The 21,992-nt window shown below is 59.6% G+C and carries 13 protein-coding genes; 6 read left to right on the forward strand and 7 right to left on the reverse strand.

Annotation, left to right across the window (positions count from 1 at the left end; genetic code table 11):
- The first annotated feature begins 29 nt into the window (after positions 1–29).
- Positions 30–737, forward strand: a complete 708-nt coding sequence (locus tag RMV17_RS30075) for a methyl-accepting chemotaxis protein (RefSeq protein WP_409373126.1) — start codon at positions 30–32, stop codon at positions 735–737.
- A 216-nt stretch (positions 738–953) separates the two neighbouring features.
- Here the strand turns inward: RMV17_RS30075 and RMV17_RS02130 are convergent, their stop codons facing one another.
- Together RMV17_RS02130 and putA are read right to left on the reverse strand one after the other, a co-directional pair.
- Positions 954–2,756 (reverse strand): acyl-CoA dehydrogenase, encoded by a 1,803-nt coding sequence (locus tag RMV17_RS02130; RefSeq protein ID WP_311885227.1) that lies wholly within the window; start codon positions 2,754–2,756, stop codon positions 954–956.
- Between the two features lie 259 nt (positions 2,757–3,015).
- Positions 3,016–6,969 carry a trifunctional transcriptional regulator/proline dehydrogenase/L-glutamate gamma-semialdehyde dehydrogenase gene (gene putA / locus RMV17_RS02135; RefSeq protein WP_311885229.1) on the reverse strand — a complete coding sequence of 1,318 codons (3,954 nt, stop codon included), beginning with the start codon at positions 6,967–6,969 and terminating at the stop codon, positions 3,016–3,018.
- Positions 6,970–7,425: 456 nt separating this feature from the next.
- On the opposite strand from putA, the gene putP reads away from it, so the two are divergent.
- From putP to RMV17_RS02155, 4 genes are all read left to right on the forward strand, one after another.
- Positions 7,426–8,910 carry a sodium/proline symporter PutP gene (gene putP / locus RMV17_RS02140; RefSeq protein ID WP_034151707.1) on the forward strand — a complete coding sequence of 495 codons (1,485 nt, stop codon included), beginning with the start codon at positions 7,426–7,428 and terminating at the stop codon, positions 8,908–8,910.
- Between the two features lie 351 nt (positions 8,911–9,261).
- Positions 9,262–11,277, forward strand: a complete 2,016-nt coding sequence (locus RMV17_RS02145; protein ID WP_311885232.1) for a type VI secretion system tip protein VgrG — start codon at positions 9,262–9,264, stop codon at positions 11,275–11,277.
- On the forward strand, positions 11,267–11,980 hold the full coding sequence (locus tag RMV17_RS02150) for a DUF4123 domain-containing protein (protein WP_311885234.1): 714 nt from the start codon (positions 11,267–11,269) through the stop codon (positions 11,978–11,980). Before RMV17_RS02145 ends, RMV17_RS02150 begins: the two co-directional genes overlap by 11 nt.
- Positions 11,981–12,310: 330 nt before the next feature.
- On the forward strand, positions 12,311–12,631 hold the full coding sequence (locus RMV17_RS02155; protein WP_311885236.1) for a hypothetical protein: 321 nt from the start codon (positions 12,311–12,313) through the stop codon (positions 12,629–12,631).
- 108 nt (positions 12,632–12,739) lie between these two features.
- Here the strand turns inward: RMV17_RS02155 and RMV17_RS02160 are convergent, their stop codons facing one another.
- On the reverse strand, positions 12,740–13,153 hold the full coding sequence (locus RMV17_RS02160; RefSeq protein ID WP_311885238.1) for a hypothetical protein: 414 nt from the start codon (positions 13,151–13,153) through the stop codon (positions 12,740–12,742).
- Between the two features lie 515 nt (positions 13,154–13,668).
- Between RMV17_RS02160 and RMV17_RS02165 the strand changes: the two genes are divergently transcribed.
- Positions 13,669–14,505 (forward strand): 23S rRNA (adenine(2030)-N(6))-methyltransferase RlmJ, encoded by an 837-nt coding sequence (locus RMV17_RS02165; protein ID WP_311885240.1) that lies wholly within the window; start codon positions 13,669–13,671, stop codon positions 14,503–14,505.
- A 70-nt stretch (positions 14,506–14,575) separates the two neighbouring features.
- Here RMV17_RS02165 and msrA read toward each other — a convergent pair whose 3' ends face one another.
- The 4 genes from msrA to aceF form a co-directional block, all read right to left on the reverse strand.
- Positions 14,576–15,226 (reverse strand): peptide-methionine (S)-S-oxide reductase MsrA, encoded by a 651-nt coding sequence (gene msrA / locus RMV17_RS02170; protein ID WP_034151702.1) that lies wholly within the window; start codon positions 15,224–15,226, stop codon positions 14,576–14,578.
- Positions 15,227–15,408: 182 nt separating this feature from the next.
- Positions 15,409–18,105 (reverse strand): EAL domain-containing protein, encoded by a 2,697-nt coding sequence (locus tag RMV17_RS02175; protein ID WP_311885243.1) that lies wholly within the window; start codon positions 18,103–18,105, stop codon positions 15,409–15,411.
- A gap of 243 nt (positions 18,106–18,348) precedes the next feature.
- Positions 18,349–19,746 (reverse strand): alkaline phosphatase D family protein, encoded by a 1,398-nt coding sequence (locus RMV17_RS02180; protein WP_311885244.1) that lies wholly within the window; start codon positions 19,744–19,746, stop codon positions 18,349–18,351.
- Positions 19,747–20,022: 276 nt separating this feature from the next.
- Positions 20,023–21,981 (reverse strand): dihydrolipoyllysine-residue acetyltransferase, encoded by a 1,959-nt coding sequence (gene aceF, locus RMV17_RS02185; protein WP_311885245.1) that lies wholly within the window; start codon positions 21,979–21,981, stop codon positions 20,023–20,025.
- Positions 21,982–21,992 lie beyond the last annotated feature (11 nt).

Raw genomic sequence — 21,992 nt, forward strand, 5'->3', positions numbered from 1 at the left:
CTGACATGGTCGCCACTGCCGTTCATGAGATGGGCCTGACCGTGCAGGAAATTGCGCAGAACGCCGGCAACGCGGCACTGGCCTCGCAAACCGCGCGGGATGAAGCGATGCAAGCGCGGGAAGTGGTCGGCGGCTCGATCAAGCATATTGAAAGCATGTCCGATGAGATCGGCGTGGCGGCGGGCGCGGTCGGCGAGTTGGCGCATCAAGTGGCGTCGATCGATTCTGTATTGGCGGTGATTCGTGGTGTGTCCGAGCAGACCAATCTGCTGGCGCTCAATGCCGCCATCGAGGCGGCCCGAGCCGGTGATATGGGGCGCGGCTTTGCAGTTGTCGCCGATGAAGTGCGCACCTTGGCGCGCCGCACTCAGGCATCTACTGACGAAATCCAGCAAATGATCGGCAGCCTCAAGCAAGGCGCGGAAAACGCTGTGTCGTCGATGCGCACCGGCCAGGCGGCGACCGGCACCGGGGTTGAGTCGAGCCAGCGCACCGGGGCGTCGTTGACGGCGATTACCGGGCAGGTCGAGCGCATCAGTGACATGAACCATCAGGTGGCGACGGCGACGGAAGAGCAGTCGGCGGTGACGGAAGAGATCAACCGTAACGTGCAGGGGATTTCTGATTTGGCCCGGGCGACGGCGGGGGAGGTTCGGGCCTGTCGTGAGGATTGTCAGATGTTGCAGAGGCTGGCGGATGATCTGGCGCGGCAGATGGGTGGGTTCAAGTTGACTTGAGTGCTGAGCCAGAAAAGCCCCTCACCCTAGCCCTCTCCCAATGGGAGAGGGGACTGACCGAGTGGTGTTGCGTCATGCGCCGACTTGAACGACCGAGTCGAATATGGATTCGGCAAGGCACTTTCAGGTCGATGTACTTCTTAAATATCCCCCGGTCGGCCCCCTCTCCCTCTGGGCGGTCCGACGTTTCGGGAGGGCTGGGGTGAGGGTCGGCTTTCAGAACCACGCATCCTGCATCGCCAGACACGTATCATCCCGCGCCTCCAGCAACGCCAGTTCATGGTGGCACCCCGGCACTTCCCACGTCAGAAAATACCGCGCCGCCTGCAACTTGCCCTTATAGAAGTCGATATCCGCCGCATTACCTTTCAGCAACCCTTCCTCAGCACGAATCGCCTGCTCCAGCCAGCGCCAGCCAATCACCGTGTGCCCGAACACCTTCAGGTACAGCGCCGAATTCGCCAGGCTGCTGTTGACCTTGCCCTGCGCCAGATCGGTCAACAAACCGATGGTCACCGTTTGCAGGCGCGCCACCAGTTTCTCTAAAGGCTCACGCAGTGCGGTTAGCGAATCGTACGCCGTAGCGCGCTCGGCGGTGTTGGCGATCAGCCGAATCAACTGCTTCAGTCCTGCGCCACCGTTCTGCGCCAATTTACGCCCGAGCAAGTCCAGCGATTGAATGCCATGGGTGCCTTCGTGGATCGGATTCAGGCGGTTATCGCGGTAGTACTGTTCAACCGGGTATTCGCGGGTGTAGCCGTGGCCGCCAAGGATCTGGATCGCCAGTTCGTTGGCCTTGAGGCAGAACTCCGACGGCCAGGATTTGACGATCGGCGTCAGCAGATCCAATAGCTCATGGGCCTGTTTACGCTCGGCTTCGGTTCCCAGCGTCGTGGTGTCATCGAACAAACGCGCCGCGTACAGGCCAAGGTCGAATGCACCTTCGACGTAGGATTTTTGCGTCAACAGCATACGTCTGACATCCGCGTGCTGAATGATTGCCACTGGCGCTGTGGTCGGATCCTTGCTGTCCGGCACCCGCCCTTGTGGACGCTCGCGAGCATACTCCAGCGAATACAGATAACCGGCATAACCGAGCATCACTGCACCCATGCCAACGCCGATCCGCGCTTCGTTCATCATCTGGAACATGTAGCTCAAGCCGCGGTGCGGCTCGCCCACCAGATAACCGACACATTCACCGTTATCGCCGAAGTTCAGCGCTGTGGAGGTGGTGCCGCGCCAGCCCATCTTGTGGAACAGCCCGGCCAGCAGCACGTCATTGCGTGGGCCGAGGCTGCCGTCATCGTTGACCAGAAACTTCGGCACGATAAACAGCGAGATGCCTTTCACCCCCGGCGGCGCGTCGGGCAGCTTGGCCAGAACCATGTGCACGATGTTTTCCGAGAGCGGGTGATCGCCGCCGGAAATGAAGATCTTGTTGCCCTTCAGGCGATAAGTGCCGTCGGACGCCGGCTCGGCGCGCGTACGAATATCCGACAGGGACGAACCGGCATGCGGCTCGGTCAAGGCCATGGTGCCGAAGAAGCGGCCATCGATCATTGGCTGCAGGAAGCGCTGTTTCTGCTCGTCGGTGCCAAAGCTCTCGATCAGGTTCGCCGCACCCATGGTCAGGAACGGGTACGAAGTCGACGCAGCGTTGGCCGACTGAAAATGGGCGAAGCAGGCTTGCGACAGCAGTGTAGGAAGCTGCATGCCACCGGCATCGAAACTTCTCGCAGCGTTGAGGAATCCTGCCTCAAGGAAGGCATCCACTGCCGGTTTCACTTCAGGAATCAGAATCGCCTTACCGTCTTCATAGCGCGGCTCGTTCTCGTCGCCCTTGCGGTTGTGCGGTGCAAAGTACTTCTCGGCGATGTTGCGCGCGGTGCCGATGGCGGCGTCGAAGGTCTCGCGGTTGTGCTCGGCAAAGCGCTCACGCCGGGTCAGGCCCTCGGCATCAAGGACTTCATACAGCTCGAAAGCCAGATTGCGGGAACTGAGCAGCGTCTCGGACATGGCGGCCTACCTGAAATTGGGGTTGGGCCGAGTCTAGGCGTGCTGATAAACACTGAACAGGAAGATTGATAAGCGTGATATTGGAGCCGCGCGCAGACTTAACAAACACCCCCAAAACACTGTGGGAGCTGGCTTGCCAGCGATGGCGGCAGTTCAGTCGACATTGATGGTGACTGAAAAATCGCTATCGCTGGCAAGCCAGCTCCCACAGGGACTGTTGCTATGCCGGGCACCTATGCAGGTGACCGGTTTATCGCTGTTAACCGATAGTCATCAAGCTCGCATTACCACCCGCCGCCGCAGTGTTAACGCTCAACGCCCGCTCGATCACCAGACGCTCCAGTGCAATGTTGGTCTCGCCCTGGGACAAGCCCTGAACCCCAACGATCGCGCCGGCACGCTTGGCAATTTGCTGGCAAACGCCGCGCAACTGGTCGGAATGGCCGTGATGCAGAACCGCATCGAACACCACCTCATCCTTGTTCCAGTCGGAAACCAGCTTGATCCGCACCTGAATCTCCTTCGGCAAGCGTGCGAACAAGGCCTTGCTGATGTCGGACTCCGGCCAAACTGCCGAACCGCCCACGGCCAATACCGCAGCCAGTTGCGTCAGCAGATCACCTTCAACCTCCGCCAGGCACAGCACGTGCTCGCGCGGCAGAATCGCATAGCTGTTTTTCTCGCCGGTCGGGCCGGCCAGCATGCGGGTGATGCCGCTCTGCGATTGCGCAGCGTACTGCACGCACAGCGTGCTCAGGTCGGCAAACTTGTTGCTTTCAGCCCAGGCTTTCAAGGCGTTCAGCGGTTTGCTCATGGCGTCGCGCAAACGAACGTCCGGGGCGACAACGGCGTCACCGCGAGCGAAGGATTGTTCGATGGCATCGGTAGGGCGGGTCGCCAGCAAACGGTACAGGTACAGCGGGCCACCGGCTTTCGGGCCAGTACCCGAGAGGCCTTCGCCGCCGAACGGCTGCACGCCGACTACAGCACCAACGATGTTGCGGTTAACGTAGACGTTACCGGCGTTGACGTTGTCGATCACCTTGGCGATGGTCTCGTCGATTCGGGTGTGCACGCCCAGCGTCAGGCCATAACCGGAAGCGTTGATCTGGCCGATCAGTTGATCGATCTCTTTGCGCTTGTAGCGCACCACGTGCAGCACCGGGCCGAAGATCTCGCGTTGCAGCTCGTCGAAGCTTTCCAGTTCGATCAGGGTCGGCATGACGAAGGTGCCGCGTTTGACCTCTTCGGTGTCGGCGATCGCCACCTGGTAAACGTTGCGACCTTTATCGCGCATGCCCTGGATGTGCTTGTCGATGCCCGCCTTGGCTTCGGCGTCGATCACCGGGCCGATGTCCACGGACAGACGCTCAGGGTTGCCGAGACGGCTTTCAGCCATGGCACCTTTGAGCATTTCGATGACGCGATCGGCGGAATCTTCCTGCAGGCACAGTACGCGCAGCGCCGAGCAACGCTGACCGGCGCTGTCGAAGGCCGAGGACACCACGTCGATCACAACTTGTTCGGTCAGTGCCGATGAGTCGACGATCATCGCGTTCTGGCCACCGGTTTCGGCGATCAGCGGAATCGGACGGCCCTGGCTGTCGAGACGGCCAGCGATGTTGCGTTGCAGCAGACGCGCGACTTCGGTGGAGCCGGTGAACATCACGCCTTTGACGCGCTCATCACCGACCAGACCGGCACCGACGGTTTCACCGCGACCCGGTAGCAGTTGCAGCACGCCTTCCGGGATACCGGCTTCGAGCAGCAAGCGCACGGCTTGAGCCGCCACCAGTGGAGTTTGCTCGGCAGGTTTGGCCAATACCGGGTTACCGGCTGCCAGTGCGGCAGCGACTTGGCCACTGAAGATTGCCAATGGGAAGTTCCACGGGCTGATGCACACCACCGGGCCCAGTGGGCGGTGGGCGTCGTTGCTGAAATCGTTGCGCGCCTGCACCGCGTAGTAACGCAGGAAGTCGACCGCTTCACGGACTTCGGCAATGGCGTTGGCGAAAGTCTTGCCGGCTTCGCGAGCCAGCAGGCCCATCAGCGGCTGGATCTCGCCTTCCATCAAGTCAGCGGCACGTTCCAGAATTGCGGCGCGTTCGGCAGGCGGGGTGGCTTGCCAGATCGGTGCGGCGTTCAGTGCGCATTGAATGGCGTTGTCGACGTCTTCGACGGTGGCTTCCTGCACGTGACCGACCACATCACGGTGATCAGCCGGGTTCAGAACAGCTGCCGGCGTTTCAGTGCTGGAAGCGCAGCCGAGCATCGGCGCGGCTTTCCAGTCGTTGTGTGCGGTGGCCAGCAAAGCGCAGGACAGCGAAGCCAGACGATGTTCGTTGGCCATGTCGATGCCGCTGGAGTTGGCGCGTTCGGAACCATACAGATCACGCGGCAGCGGAATGCGCGGGTGCGGCAGGCCGAAACCACCTTCCACGGTTGCCATCTGCTCGATCTGCGCCACCGGATCGGCTACCAGTTCCTGAATCGAAATCGACTGGTCGGCGATGCGGTTGACGAACGAGGTGTTCGCGCCGTTTTCCAGCAAGCGACGTACGAGGTACGCCAGAAGGGTTTCGTGAGTACCCACCGGAGCGTACACGCGGCACGGACGGTTCAGCTTGCCTTCGGAAACCTTGCCTACAACCTGTTCGTAAAGCGGTTCGCCCATGCCGTGCAGGCACTGGAATTCGTACTGGCCCGGGTAATAGTTCTGACCGGCAATGTGGTAAATGGCCGACAGGGTGTGGGCGTTGTGCGTGGCGAACTGCGGGTAGATGACTTCCGGCACCGACAGCAGTTTGCGTGCGCAAGCAATGTAGGAAACGTCGGTGTACACCTTGCGGGTGTAAACCGGATAGCCTTCCAGGCCTTCGACCTGGGCACGCTTGATTTCGCTGTCCCAGTACGCGCCTTTCACCAGACGGATCATCAGGCGATGACGGCTGCGACGGGCCAGATCGATCACGTAATCGATCACGTACGGGCAACGCTTCTGATAAGCCTGGATGACGAAACCGATGCCGTTCCAGCCAGTCAGTTGCGGCTCGAAGCACAGGCGCTCGAGCAGATCCAGCGACAGTTCGAGACGGTCGGCTTCTTCGGCGTCGATGTTCAGGCCGATGTCGTATTGCTTGGCCAGCAGGGTCAGCGACAGCAGGCGCGGGTACAACTCGTCCATCACACGCTCGTACTGCGCACGGCTGTAACGCGGGTGCAGTGCCGAGAGCTTGATGGAGATGCCCGGGCCTTCATAAATCCCACGGCCGTGGGAGGCTTTGCCGATCGAGTGGATGGCCTGTTCGTACGACGCCAGGTACTTCTGCGCATCGTGTTCGGTCAGTGCCGCTTCACCGAGCATGTCGTAGGAATAACGGAAGCCCTTGGCTTCGAACTTGCTCGCGTTGGCCAAGGCTTCGGCAATGGTTTCGCCGGTGACGAACTGCTCGCCCATCAGGCGCATGGCCATGTCGACGCCCTTGCGGATCATCGGCTCGCCGCTCTTGCCGATGATGCGACTCAGCGACGACGTCAGGCCGGCTTCGTTGTGCGTGGACACCAGTTTGCCGGTCAGCAGCAGGCCCCAAGTGGCGGCGTTGACGAACAGCGACGGGCTGTTGCCCAAGTGCGGATGCCAGTTGCCGGTGCTGATCTTGTCGCGGATCAGTGCATCGCGAGTGCCCTTGTCCGGGATACGCAGCAGCGCTTCGGCCAGGCACATCAGGGCTACGCCTTCCTGGGACGACAGAGAAAATTCCTGCAGCAGACCCTGAACAATGCCTGCACGACCGCCGGCACTTTTCTGGTTACGCAGTTTTTCCGCGATGGAGGCGGCGAGCTTATTGGTGGCTTCAGCCATGGCAACCGGCAGGCGAGCCTGCTCGATCAGCATCGGCACCACTTCCGGCTCAGGGCGACGGTAAGCGGCAGTAATCGAAGCGCGCAGAACCGACTGCGGCAGGATGCTTTCGGCGAATTCGAGGAAGCACTGGTGGGCGTGATCGGTGTGGATTTCGCCCGCCTCATCGGCGTCCTTGGCGGTCAAACCGTTCAGCTCGGTCAGGGTTGCACCACCCTCGAGTTTTTCCAGGTAATTGAAAATTGCCTGCTTGATCAGCCAGTGCGGTGTGCGATCAATCGAGGTAGCGGCGGCCTTCAGGCGCTCGCGGGTCGGGTCATCGAGTTTGACCCCAAGGGTGGTGGTAGCCATATTTTTATCCTCATGGTTGCCACAGTTGCGTGGCATCAGCTGGCGGCAAGATTAGCCGTGCGCTGAAAGAGGTGCAACCGGGTGCAACCCTTTTTTATCGGAATAATAAGCAGCTCGTCAGGAATTATTTTCTGGTACGAAAGTGCCGCACTTGCTTGGTGCTTTTGCTTCTAGCAACGCGCCTTGACTGCGCTAAAAGGGAGCAAAAACCGCCTGTTTCTCGGAATATCCGACTAGGTGCAACTGATTCTCGCGAAACTGGTTGCACCTTTTTAACTTTGTTGCATAGCATTCGCGCCCTAGGTGCAACCGGGATAACCCGGTGCATCGGCTGGTGGCTTTCCTGGGGAAACATCAGTCCTAAATGCGCGGGATCCCGAATCGTCTGCCAAACGTCGTCGTTTGCGCGGGGTTCATCACCGCTGCTACATAAAAACAAAGCCAGGGCGTAACTTAATGAGCGTAAGCAATCCAACACTGATCACGTTCGTGATCTACATCGCAGCAATGGTGCTGATCGGCTTCATGGCCTATCGCTCCACCAATAACCTGTCTGACTATATTCTTGGCGGCCGTAGCCTGGGCAGCGTCGTCACCGCGCTGTCTGCCGGTGCTTCCGACATGAGCGGCTGGCTGTTGATGGGCCTGCCGGGCGCCATTTACATGTCCGGTCTGTCTGAAAGCTGGATCGCCATCGGCCTGATCGTCGGCGCCTACCTGAACTGGCTGTTCGTTGCCGGCCGTCTGCGCGTGCAGACCGAGCACAACGGCGATGCCCTGACCCTGCCAGACTACTTCTCCAGCCGTTTCGAAGATAAAAGCGGCCTGCTGCGCATCATTTCGGCGATCGTGATTCTGGTGTTCTTCACCATTTATTGCGCTTCCGGCATCGTGGCTGGCGCCCGTCTGTTCGAAAGCACCTTCGGCATGTCCTACGAGACGGCGCTGTGGGCCGGTGCTGCGGCGACGATTGCCTACACCTTCGTTGGCGGTTTCCTCGCGGTGAGCTGGACTGACACCGTGCAAGCCACGCTGATGATTTTCGCGCTGATCCTTACGCCAATCATCGTGCTGCTGGCCACCGGCGGCGTCGACACCACGTTCCTCGCCATTGAAGCCAATGACCCAAGCAACTTCGACATGCTTAAAGGCACCACTTTCATCGGCGTCATCTCGCTGATGGGCTGGGGTCTGGGCTACTTCGGTCAACCTCACATCCTCGCGCGTTTCATGGCGGCGGATTCGGTGAAGTCGATTGCCAAGGCACGTCGCATCTCCATGACCTGGATGATCCTGTGCCTGGGCGGCACCGTGGCCGTGGGCTTCTTCGGTATTGCTTACTTCTCGGCACATCCGGAACTCGCCGGCCCCGTCACCGAGAACCACGAGCGTGTGTTCATCGAACTGGCCAAGATCCTCTTCAACCCATGGATTGCCGGTGTGCTGCTGTCGGCCATTCTGGCCGCTGTGATGAGCACCCTGAGCTGCCAGTTGCTGGTGTGCTCGAGCGCCCTGACCGAAGACTTCTACAAAACCTTCCTGCGTAAATCCGCTTCGCAACTGGAGCTGGTCTGGGTCGGTCGCGCCATGGTGCTGTTGGTTGCACTGATCGCGATCGCCCTGGCAGCCAACCCGGAAAACCGCGTGCTGGGCCTGGTGTCGTACGCCTGGGCTGGTTTTGGTGCTGCGTTCGGTCCGGTTGTACTGATCTCGGTGGTCTGGAAAGGCATGACCCGCGACGGCGCACTGGCCGGTATTCTGGTCGGCGCGATCACCGTAGTGGTGTGGAAGCATTTCGAGGTGATGGGTCTGTACGAAATCATCCCGGGCTTTATCTTCGCCAGCCTGGCCATCTACATCGTCAGCAAGATGGGCGAGCCGACCAAAGGCATGGTGCAGCGCTTCGAAGCGGCGGAAAAAGATTTCCACCTGAACAAGTAATGCCCTGAGCTTCGGCTCACACGAAAACGGCCCGTTTCCTACAGGAGGCGGGCCGTTTTTTTGTGCCTGTGTTTTTTTGCTGACACTTGAGAAACCTGTGGGAGCTGGCTTGCCAGCGATAGCGGTATGTCAGTCAGCGAATAGGTTGAATGTGCCGACCTCATCGCTGGCAAGCCAGCTCCCACAGGATTCGTGGTGGGATTTTAGGATTTGTCTGTAGTTGAAGGCGCCGCTTTTTGCAGGGTTTTTCATCAATGAAAGTAGGGCAAATCTGATTTTCCCGTCACCCATTCATCACCCCTTGCCCCTCATGCAGAATCGCCCGCCCTTCATTCTGCAGAGAGACATCGGATGTTCGCGCCTGCCAATCAACCGCGTTTCACGTTGACACTCGAAGGCGCCCAACATGACCTCAAGGTCCTTGAGTTCACGGGCAAGGAAGCCATCAGCCAACCCTTTCGTTTCGAGCTGGAACTGGTCAGTGAGCGGCCGGATCTGGATCTCGAAAGCCTGCTGCACTGTCAGGCGTTTCTGAGCTTTGATGCGGACGGCTCCGGCGTTCACGGTCAGATTTATCAGGTCGGGCAGGGCGATTCCGGGAAACGTCTGACGCGTTATCACCTGAGTCTGGTACCGCGTCTGACGTACCTCGGTCACCGCATCAATCAGCGGATTTTCCAGCATCAAACGGTGCCGCAGATTATTGCGCGGGTGCTCAAGGATCATTCGATCCTGCGTGATGCCTTCGAATTTCGCCTCGGCAGCGAATACCCGGTGCGCGAGTATTGCGTGCAGTACGCCGAGAGCGATCTGGCGTTTATCCAGCGTCTGTGTGCCGAGGTCGGCATTCATTACCATTTTCAGCACAGCCCCCAGGGTCACCTGCTGGTGTTCGGCGACGACCAGACCGTGTTCCCGCGTCTCGCCGAGTCGACGGTGTATCTGCCGGGCAGTGGCATGTCCGCTGGTGCGCCGGCGATTCAGCGTTTCAATGTTCGCGTGGAAACCCGCACCAGCGTGGTCACTCGGCGCGACTACAACTTCGAAAAGCCGCGGCTGCAGTTGCAGAGCCGTATCGACGGCGAGCAGCGCCCGGTGCTCGAGGACTATCACTACCCCGGTCAATTCAACGATCGTGAAACCGGCAAGCACCGGGTGCAGCGTGCGCTCGAGCGGCATGTCGCCGACTACCGTCAGGCCGAGGGCATCAGCGACGAATCCGCGCTGGTTTGCGGACATTTCCTGCACCTGGCCGAGCATCCGCGCCACGACTGGAATGACCTGTGGCTGTTGACCGCCGTTGAACACCATGGCCGTCAGCCGCAAGTGCTGGAGGAATCGGTGACCAGTGATGGGGAAGGATTCCAGGGTTACCGTAATAGCTTTCTCGCCACGCCGTGGGACGTGTTCTTCCGCCCGGCGCTGGGGCTGGAGAAGCCGCGCATGCTCGGCTATCAACCGGCGGTTGTGACCGGGCCGAAAGACACCGAAATCCACTGTGACGAGTATGGTCGGGTCAAGGTGCAACTGGCCTGGGATCGCGACGGAGAATTGAACGAACATTCCAGTTGCTGGCTGCGCGTTGCCACTAACTGGGCCCATGACCGTTACGGCAGCGTGTTGATCCCGCGAGTCGGCATGGAAGTACTGGTCGGCTTCATTGATGCCGACGCCGACAAACCCTTGGTCGTGGGCTGCCTGCCCAACGCCGCGACGCCGATCCCGCTGGATCTGCCCGCAGACAAGACCCGCAGCATTTTCCGCAGCCAGAGCAGCCCCGGCGGTGGCGGCTACAACGAACTGCGCATCGAAGATCGCAAAGGCGCCGAAGAAATCTACCTGCGCGCCCAGCGCAACTGGACGCAGCATGTGTTGAATGATCAACAGGTGCAGGTCGATAACCAGCGCAGCATTGTTGTCACCGGGACCGCTCGGCACGAGTTGAAGGCTGATGAGCAGCGCATTACTCACGGTCAGCGGCAGACCGAAGTGAAGCAGGACGACCATCTGAGCGTGATCGGCGACCGGCATATTCGCGTGAGCAATCAGGCGATCAGCGCCAGTGGGCAATTCCACGTCAGCGCCGGTCAGCAAGTGGTCATTGATGGCGGGGCGAGTGCGACGATTCAGGCCGGTGGGCAGTGGATCAACATCGGCCCGGGTGGCATTTTCAGCAGCGTGCCGATTGTCGTGGGCGGCGCGCCGATGGCGGCGATGAGTGCCGCGCCGGTTGTACCGGGATTGCCGGAGAAACTCGCCGCCGCGCCGGCTGCCATGCTGACGGCTGCACAAATCATGAGCTTCAAGGGTGACGCGCCATTCTGCGAAGAGTGTGAACGTTGTAAGGATGGTCTCTGTGCAGCCTGATTTTCTTTTGCCAGCCGATTGGTTGGCGCGGGAGCCGTTGAAAGCGTCCGAGCAAATGTTCGCGGTATTCAGCAATACCAGCGAGGCGAAGCCGCTTGAGGGTTGGCCAGGCATGGCGAGTCCGATCTGGGCCGAGACGATCTATGCCGAGTGGGATGCGGTGATGCCTTACGTGGGAATTGTCGCTACTGACAGTGAGTTTCTGCATTGGGTCGCCACTACCGAGTCGCTGGATTGGGGATGGTTGGCGGTTTCTTCGGCGAATCTTGAAGAGGTGGTGGCGCACTTTCGCAGCCTGACTCAAGTGCTGATGCCTGACGGCAAAACGGTGTTTTTTCGTTTCTGGGATGGGCGGTTTCTCTTGCCGATTTTGCAGGCCGATGAGGTGGGCGCGGCGCAACTGTTTCCGCTGATCGGGCGTTGCTTGATCAATGGGCAGGCGCTGGAAATTGGTGGCAGGGCGCAGGTTTCGGTGCGGTCATTTCCGTGGTGGCAGGTGCCGGAGTCAGTGCTGGCACAGCAGGGTAATGACGTTCCAACGGCCAACGCGTTGCAGTGGTTGAGCGAGGAGTATCCGGCTCTTTTCGAGGCCTTTCCCGAAGCAGTTTTGCGTTGCAAGGTCAGGCGGTTTTTTCAGGTTTCAATGTCGGAAGAATCGTCGCAATCGGCGTTGCTGGCGTTTTTGCTGGCAGAGTCGGAGTGAGTTTTCGGGGCGAAGGTCTCGGACGATTCCTTCGAGTTGCGGCGGTTTTCATGAACTGGTGGGCGGTGGGTTGCAGGGATAGTCTTAAAAGGTCACCGCAGATGCGGCGACAGGGTGTAGGAGCCTTGAGACTAGAAGAGTGCATAAACGTCGTTGCCTGGTTTGCGGCAGTCTATGTGCGTCCGTAAGATCATTTGCGGCGGTTATGTGCGGGCACGCTTCGGCGTGGCCGAGTTCTCTGGTCTCGGTACTCCTACCCCGCGCATGGCTGCCACCCAAACCCGTAGGAGGGCGATGGTGGAAGCTCATTTCACTACCAGAGGTTCAAAAATGAAAACGCTAACACCCGATCCACCCTACGAAAAGATCATCCCTCATCCCGACAACCGCTTCATGGCCCTGACCGGCAATTGCAGCGACATGCCGGCCCTGTTCATCGACACCCACGTGCCTCTCGACATCCTCATGGACGCCGCCAACCATCGTCTGCGCGCCGTGATCCAGGTGCTGGAAAACATGTGCATGCGCGGCTCGGTCGAATGCGACTCCGTCATCCTCAGCGATTTCGCCCAGCTCTGCGTTATCCCATTGCGTGATGGCTGTGATGTGCTTGATGTTATCGGCAGGCGCCTGCGCAGCATGCCCTCCTGAAAAAGATCAAAAGATCGCAGCCTGCGGCAGCTCCTACACCGGAATAACGTTCACCCTGTAGGAGCTGCCGAAGGCTGCGATCTTTTGATGTTGATGGCGATCGGAGCGTCAGTCGGAAATGTACGCGTCCTGAGTGTTGATAAAGCGGTTGAACGCCTCGGAGTTGTAGACCTTCAGGCACGCAAGGAACACTACTTTTTCATTCGAGTATTTGCTGTTTGAAGGTGTCTGTTGGTAAGCCGCCAACACGTAGTTTCGGGTTTCTTTATAGGGATCGTGCAGCACCTGCAGCGTGTCTTCATTTTGCAGAATGGTATGCATGCCTTTGCCCATAAACGAATAGGCATTGGCGGACAGTGCAATGTCTTTTTCCAGCAAGGAGTGTTCGTTGAATGGCTTTAGGATGCAGTGGCTCAGGCCGTAGTTCTTTAGTGTCTGGCGTGCCTGTTCAATGTGGGTTTCGTCGGCAAGGGCGAGGTATGGGTCAAGCAGACTGAGTAAGCAGATGATCAGATATCGCATGAGTTTTTGACTTCCTGTCGTCATGGTTAGCCAGTTTAACGCCATAAAAGCAAAGCCCCTCACCCTAGCCCTCTCCCAGAGGGAGAGGGGACTGGCCGAGGTGTCTGGGGGATATACGCCGACTTGCGACTTCAGTGGTGAACTTCGCTTGGCCAAGCCTGGATGTTGGTGTTCTTTCGGGGGGACTGACCGAGTTGTCTGGGTGATGTACGCCGACCTGCGAGTTCAGCGGTGAACTTTGTTTGGCCAAGCCTGGATGGGGGTGTTGTTTCGGGGACTGACCGAGTTGTCTGGGGGATGTACGCCGACCTGCGACTTCAGTGGTGATCTTCGCTTGGCCAAGCCTGAGATCACGCTGATCTTTCAGGTCGATGTAACCCGCAAGATCACCACCGTCAGTCCCCTCTCCCTCCGGGAGAGGGCTAGGGTGAGGGCAGGCTTTTGTCCGCTCGGCTGCGAACCCCTGACTTGCCGCCCGGTAAAAGGTAAACTTTGCGCCCTTCGCAGGAGCAGCCATGAATTATCGTCACGCCTTCCATGCCGGCAATCACGCCGATGTGTTCAAACACCTGACCTTGACCCGCCTCATCGCCCTGATGTCGCGCAAGGAGCAGCCGTTTGCCTATCTCGACACGCACGCCGGCATCGGTCTGTATGACTTGCAGGGTGATCAGGCCAACCGTACCGGTGAGTACCTGGAAGGCATCGCGCGCTTGTGGGAGCAGCCGGATCTGCCAGCGCTGACCGCCGACTACATGAAGGTGCTGCACGAGATGAACCCGGACGGCCAGTTGCGCTACTACCCGGGTTCGCCGGAGCTGGCGCGGCGCCTGACCCGCCCGCAGGATCGGGTGATGCTCAACGAGAAGCACCCGGAAGACGGCGTGCTGCTCAAGGACAACATGGCCGGCGATCGTCGGGTCAAGGTTCATCTCGGCGAAGGCTGGCACGTCGCTCGGGCGATGTTGCCGGTTCAGGAAAAACGCGCGGTGATGTTGATTGATCCGCCATTCGAGCAGCTCGACGAAATGCAGCGTTGCGCAGCGTCGTTGAAAGAGGCGATTGGCCGGATGCGTCAAACCGTGGCGGCGATCTGGTATCCGGTAAAGGATCAGCGTTCGTTGCGGCGTTTCTATCAGGATCTGGCCGGCACCGGTGCGCCGAAGTTGTTGCGCGTGGAATTGTTGGTGCATCCGCTGGATACGCCGAACAGCCTGAACGGTTCGGGCATGGCAATTGCCAATCCGCCGTGGGGGCTGGAAGAGGAATTGCGTGAGCTGCTGCCGTGGTTGTCGAAGAAGCTGGGGCAGACTCAGGGTGGCTGGCAGATGGATTGGCTAATAGCGGAGTAAAGCTTCGAGCTACAAGCTACAAGCTGAAGCGAACGGAGCGCTTGCAGCTTGACGCTTGTAGCTCGCAGCTTTAGTTCGGCATGCACACGCCGGTGCCGCCAATCCCGCAATAGCCTTCAGGATTCTTCGCCAGATACTGCTGGTGATACGTCTCGGCGAAGTACACGGTCGGCGCCTGTTCGATCTCGGTGCTGATTTCACCCAGACCCGCCTTCGACAGTTCCGCCTGATACACAGCCTTGCTCTTCAATGCCGCATCCAGATGCTCAGGCGAGGTCGCGTAGATCACCGAGCGGTACTGCGTGCCGATGTCATTGCCCTGACGCATGCCCTGCGTCGGGTTGTGCAATTCCCAGAACATCGCCAGCAGCTCTTCGTAGCTGACTTTGGCCTTGTCATACACCACCAGCACCACTTCCGCGTGGCCGGTCAGGCCCGAGCAGACTTCTTCGTAAGTCGGGTTCGGCGTGAAACCGCCGGCATAACCGACGACCGTGCTGACCACGCCTTCACGCTGCCAGAAGCGCCGCTCGGCGCCCCAGAAGCAGCCCAGACCGAAAATCGCAAAATCAACGTCCTGGAAAAACGGGCCAAGCAGCGGGGTTTCTTCAAACACGAAGTGCTTTTCAGGCAGGGTCATCGCGGTTTCGCGGCCGGGCAGAGCTTGTTCTTTAGTCGGGAGCACGTTTTTGTTCACCAGAATTTCCGAGCGCAGAACCATGATCGTTCCTCTCAGTCAGGTTGGATGTAAAAAGTCAGACCGCCAGTGTGCCCAATGATGCCCGACTTCGCACTCTCCAATGTAGGAGCTGCCGAAGGCTGCGATCTTTTGATCTTGTCTTTAAAAAACAGGATCAAAAGATCGCAGCCTGCGGCAGCTCCTACATGAGGGGGCGGCGGGAGTTAGAGGCAGAGCGGGCCGCGCGGGTAGCGTTTGAGCGCCTGGATCAGTTCGCCGCCGGGTATCGGCCGGTCGAACAGGTAGCCCTGGCCGACGTCGCAACGATGCCGACGCAGGAACGCCAGTTGTTCGGCGGTCTCGATGCCTTCGGCCACGACCTTGAGTTTCAGGTTGTGCGCCATGGCGATCACCGCTGAGGTGATTTCCATGTCGTCCTGATTGTCGGGGATTTCGTGGATGAAGCTGCGATCGATCTTGATGATGTCGATCGGGAATTTCTTCAGATAGCTCAGCGACGAATAACCGGTGCCAAAGTCGTCCATGGCCAGCGTCAGTCCGAGGCGCTTGAGTTGATCGAGTTGCAAGTGCGTGTCTTCGGTAGCTTCCAGCAACAGACCTTCGGTCAGCTCCAGTTCGAGCAGATTGGCCGGCAGCGCTTCTTCCTTGAGGATGTTGGCAATGGAGGCCACCAGATCCGGGTCGGAGAACTGTTTCGGCGACAGGTTGATCGCCACTTGCAGATTGCCCATCCCGGCAGCGGTCAGCGCTTTGCTCATGCGGCAGGCCTGGCGCGCGATCCACTTGCCGATCGGAATGATCAGGCCGGTCTCTTCGGCGACGCTGATGAACTGGTCCGGGCGGATCATCCCGCGTTCCGGGTGGTTCCAGCGCAACAGCGCTTCCATGCCCAGCAGACGACCGCTGCGCAGGCACAGCTTGGGCTGGTAGAACACGTCCAGTTCGTTCTGGGTCAGGGCGCGGCGCAGGTTGTTCTCGACGAACAGTTTGTAACTGGCCTCGGCATTCAGTGCTTCGGTGAAGACTTGTACCTGATGTTTGCCGTTGGCCTTGGCCTTGTGCAGCGCCAGACCGGCGTTACGCATCAGGGTTTGCGGGTCGCGACCGTGCAGCGGCGCGCACGCCAGGCCGACCGAACCGGTCACGCTGATCAATTGGTTGTCGACAAACATCGGCTTGTCGAGGGTCGCCAGCAATTGGTTGGCGATCTGCTGGCCGGTGGCAAGGTCGGTGTCATCGAGCAACACGGCAAACTCGTTACTGGCAAACCGCGCGAGGCTGCCGCTCGGACTCAGGCTGTTGCGCAAGCGTCGGGCCAGACTGATCAGCAGTTTGTCGCCGGTCTGATGACCGAGGCTGTCGTTGATCCGCTTGAAGTTGTCGATGTCCACCAGCAACAGGCTGATCGGCGTATCGCTGTCGCGGGCGAAGCGTTCGTCCAGATTGCGGATAAACGCCGGGCGATTGCCGAGGTTGGTCAGGTTGTCGGTGTAGGCCAGACGCTCGATGCGCTGCTGCGCCAGTTTGGTCTGGGTGATGTCTTCGTAGATGCCGATGTAGTGCGTCAGTTCGCGGTTGTCGCCATAGACCTTGGAGATCGACAACTGGCCCCAGTACGGTTCGAGGTTTTTCCGGCGGCTCTTGAATTCACCCTGCCAGCTGTTGCTCTTGGCCAGCGCCGAGGGCGCGTCGAACAACAGTTCACTGAGGTTTTCCAGCGCCGGCAGCTCGGACAGACGCTGGCCGTGGACTTCTTCGGTGGTGTACTGGGTGATCGCGGTGAAACTCGGGTTGACGTACTCGACCACGCCGTCGCAGTTGACCAGCAAAAACGCGTTGGCGCTTTGCTCGACCGCACGCTGGAACAGGTGCAGGGCGCTGGTGGCGGTGCGGCGGTTATGGTTGTTGATGACTTGCGCGAACTGGTCGGCGAGCTCGCCGGCAAAAGCGATTTCGTCGGACTGCCAAGCGCGGGTGACGCCAGTCTGCTCCAGGCACAGCACGCCGACCACCTGGCCATCGACGCGAATACTCGCGTCGAGCATGGCGTTGACGTCGCGCGGGCGCAGCGCTTCGGCCATCTCCCGGGTGCGTGGATCACGCATCGCATTGTGTGCGTCGATGGCGCGGCTGCTGTGCAGCGCTTCCATGTAGTCGGGGAAACTGCTGATGTCGATCCCGTCCGGGAGGATGTATTCCTGGGTCGCGCGGTGATACGCGGAGATCGGTACTAGCTGCTGGCCTTCGAGGTTCCACAGGCTGGCGCAGTCGATTTCATAGATATCGCAGGCACAGCGGGTGATCAGCTCAGCGGCTTCCTGCAGCGAGTTGTGCGTGCTGTAGCGCTGACGAGCGAGCAACAGAATCAAGTCCTGCTGGGCGCGCACGCGTTCCAGGTGCTGCAGTTGTTCCTGCTGCGCCCGTTGGTTGAGTTCAAGGGCGATTTGCAGGCGCGAATTCTGCGTTTCGAGGTCGACGGAAGGCGGCAGTGGCACTTCATCGAAGACGTGATCCACCGCCAGCAGGTAGCCGCGCAGCAGGTGACGATTGTGTTGTTTGTAGGCTTCGCCCAGCTCAAGGATGTTCAGCGCCCCGGCAGCCGTGTGCAGGGTGTATCGCACCAGATAATGCGGGCTGGCGGTCAGCTGTTGCTGGATCGTGTCGTGCAGTTGGTAACGCGCTTCCGGTTCCATCAGGCTGGCGTAGGGTGAGCCGACCAGCGCGCAAAGCTCGACGGCCGGCTGACCGAACTGGCGTTCGCAGTTGGGATCGAGAAACAGCATGGCCCAACTGGCTTCATTCAAGCGCTCGAAACGCAGCATGCCGAGCCGCGAGGGCACAGGCAACTGCGTCACTACCTCGGCCGCCATACGGCTGGCGGCATCGGGTTGGCTCTTCATGAAGGGAACTCGCTTGGAAATATGCTGAACGCGCCGGGCTCGCGCCCTCTTTACTGTTGCCTGCGGCAAGGTTGCATCATTGCGGCACCGACTGACAAGAGACATGAAGGCCAAGTGCTATAAGAATATGTCGGCTGCGCTGAACATTTCTCCAGCGTGCGCTGAAAACTAATGCTGTTGAATTGAAAGAACGCCGTCCCAGAGCGGTTCTCGCCCCGCCACGGCGCACTTTTGACCGGCGCATCAACGCAGTGCAATGCTGATCGATTGCAGGCGTTTGCCATCGCGGTCGTGGTAATTGACCTGAATCTGGCCCGCCTCGACGACCAGGTGAGCGAAATTGTCTTCACTCACCACGGTGCTGGTCAGTTCATGCCGGTAATCGCCCGCCGCCGTGCGCACCAGCGGCTGATCCAGAATGAACGTGGACGTTTTCGCATACGGCAGCAGTTTGCTGTTGCACAGCGGCGAGGACACGATGGTGTGCACTTCGAAGTCCGGGTCTTCGCTGTGACTCAGGCGAGCAGTCAGCGAGCCATGCACGTCCCCGGAGATGAACACGACATTCTTGATGTGCCGGGTACGGATGGTTTCCAGCAGGCGCAGGCGTTGCTCGGGGAAGGCTTTCCAGGCGTCATCGCCATGAAGTTTGCGATCCGGATAGAACATCACGCTGGTGACCACGAACTTGACCCGCGCCGTGCTGTTGCTCAGCCATTTGAGCAGGGCCTGTTCCTGTGCCTCGTCAAGGATGCGTCGGTCATCGACTGACAAGTTGCGGCGGGTGCGGCTATCAGTGACAAACCATTCGATATCGCCGTCGCTGAATTGATACCAGTAATGCTCAAGTTTCGAGTGATCGACTTCACCGTTAGTTGTCAGCGGATGTGCTGGACTGTGACTGGCCTGATACAACTCATAAGCGGCCATGGCGTTACGGTACAAGTCACCGTCGGACTTGCTGGCATTGGCGGGCCAGTTGTCTTCGATTTCGTGATCATCAAGAATCATGTAAGTCGAAGTGCCGGACATCAGACGTTGAATATTCGGTTGGGAAAAGGCAGCGCGGTACTTGCTGAGGATGTCTTGGTATTCGCGGTCCGGTGCGATCAAGTTCAAATCGTCCACATAGATTTGATCACCGGTCATCAATACCGCGCTGATCGGTGGTTGCAGGCCTTCGATCACCTGGTTGATGGACGCGAAGATCCGGTCGCCCAGTTGCGGCCGCGAAGCGATACCGGCGGTCATGCGCAGATAGCGGCAGGAGCCGACGATATAGGCTCTGGGTTGCAAGGCTTTGCTGGAGCGGGTGCGCAGGCGGTAGATTTCTCGCGGCCATTGCAACGGCAACTCTGCAACGCTGTCCGGCGTATGCACCGGATTCATCGGGCTGAACCAGCCGGCCTGATATTCATATTCGGTGTCGGCACTCAAGTTGTTGAGGGCAAATACTTGCGACATGTCACGTATTTCGCTCAATCGTGCGAAATGACCTTTTGACCATGCTTGTGTGCCGGACACACGGTAACGTACTCCAGCAAATACCAATGCATTGTTCTGCCGCTCGCCACGCATGAATATACGCGCGTGATGAGTTGTAACGTGGCCGATTATCGGGCCGATAGTTGGTTTTAACATGTCGAATCCATTCGAATTAACTTTAATTAACAGGTTTCTACTAAGTCTTCTTAGTTGAATTGGCTGCGCCTAGGTTAGTTGCGTATCGAATAAAAAAGATCGGTGCCAAGTCGACTGTGGTTGTGGCCGATGTCAGCGCGACATGTGGGAAAAGAACCTGAGGTGGGTTTCTTCAGGCAAAAAAAAGCCCCGCCAAACTGACGGGGTTGAGGTACGAGCGTGTGGCGCTCGAAAGGGTGCAGCAATCGGCCCTCCGTTGCCGGAGGGCCGATCGAGTTACAGCAGGATCGTGCGGATGTCCGCCAGCAGGCTGCCCAGACGCTGGGTGAAGCGTGCGGCAGCAGCGCCGTTGATCACACGGTGATCGTAGGACAACGACAGTGGCAGCATCAGTTTCGGCTGGAAGGCTTTGCCGTCCCAGACTGGCTGGATGGTTGCCTTGGAAACACCGAGGATCGCCACTTCCGGCGCGTTGACGATCGGCGTGAAGCCGGTGCCGCCAATGTGGCCGAGGCTGGAAATGGTGAAGCAGGCGCCTTGCATGTCGTCAGCGGTAAGCTTCTTGTCGCGGGCCTTGGCGGCCAGCGCAGCGGCTTCGGCTGCCAGTTGCAGCAGGCTCTTCTGGTCGACGTTCTTGATGACCGGTACCAGCAGGCCATCCGGAGTGTCGACGGCGAAGCCGATGTTCACGTATTTCTTGCGGATGATCGCTTTGCCGCTTGGTGCCAGCGAACTGTTGAAGTCCGGCAGCTCCTTGAGCATGTGCGCGCACGACTTGAGCAGCAGCGGCAGGATGGTCAGCTTGACGCCAGCCTTCTCTGCAACGGCTTTCTGTGCCACGCGGAAGGCTTCCAGCTCGGTGATATCAGCCGAATCGAACTGAGTCACGTGCGGGATGTTCAGCCAGCTGCGGTGCAGGCTCGACGCGCCGATCTGCATCAGGCGAGTCATCGGCACTTCTTCGATTTCGCCGAAACGGCTGAAGTCGACGACCGGGATCGGCGGGATGCCCGCGCCACCGGTTGCGCCCGCTGCAGCGGCCGGTGCTTCCTTGGCCTTCTGCATCATCGCTTTGACGTAAACCTGCACGTCTTCTTTCAAGATACGACCGTGCGGGCCGCTGGCGCCGACAGCGTTCAGCTCGACGCCGAACTCACGGGCCAGTTGACGCACGGCTGGGCCGGCGTGAACTTTGGCGTCCGGCTTGGCCGGTGCGGCGGCCGGTGCGGCGGCTGGAGCGGCAGCAGGTGCAGCGGCAGCCGGAGCGGCAGGTGCCGGAGCGCTCGGAGCAGCAGCAGCAGCGGCAGCAGCAGGCGCTGCGCCTTTGACTTTCAGCTTGAGGATCAGGTCGCCGGTACCGACTTCGTCATCCAGCTTGATGGAAACGCTTTCCACCACGCCAGCGGCAGGCGATGGAATTTCCATGCTCGCCTTGTCGGATTCCAGAGTGATCAGCGACTGGTCGGCTTCAACGCTGTCGCCAGCCTTGACCAACACTTCGATGATCTTGGCTTTGCCGGCCGAACCGATGTCCGGAACGTGGATGTCCTGAACGCTGTCAGCCACCGGGGCTGCTGGCGCGGCTGCCGGAGCAGGCGCAGCGGCAGCGGCCGGTGCAGCAGCCTGAGCCGGAGCGGCCGCAGCAGGGGCCGCAGCACCCGCCACTTCCAGATCCAGAATCAGGTCGCCGGTGCCGACTTCGTCGTTGAGCTTGACGCTGATGGCCTTGACCACGCCAGCGGCAGGCGACGGGATTTCCATGCTCGCCTTGTCGGATTCCAGAGTGATCAAAGATTGATCAGCCTCGACGGTATCGCCGACCTTGACCTGGATTTCGATGATCTGCGCCTTGCCCGACGAACCGATGTCCGGCACGTGCACTTGCTGGACCGATGCGGCAGCAGGGGCAGCGGCTGGTGCAGCGGCAGCAGGCGCGGCAGCCGGTTTGGCCTCCGCTTTTGCAGCCGGTGCAGCGGCAGGAGCAGGGGCCGCTTCAGCGGCGCCCTCGACTTCCAGCTCAAGCAGTTCGTCGCCTTCTTTCAGACGGTCGCCCAGCTTCACTTTCAGGCTTTTGATGACGCCGGCTTTCGGGGCCGGCACTTCCATGCTGGCCTTGTCCGATTCCAGAGTCAGAATGCTCTGGTCGGCTTCGATACGGTCGCCGACCTTCACAAACAGTTCAATTACTTCACCTTCACCGCTGCCGATGTCAGGTACGCGAATGAGTTCGCTCACAAAATGTCTCC

The sequence above is a fragment of the Pseudomonas sp. VD-NE ins genome, from assembly GCF_031882575.1.
GTDB lineage: Bacteria > Pseudomonadota > Gammaproteobacteria > Pseudomonadales > Pseudomonadaceae > Aquipseudomonas > Aquipseudomonas fluorescens_BZ.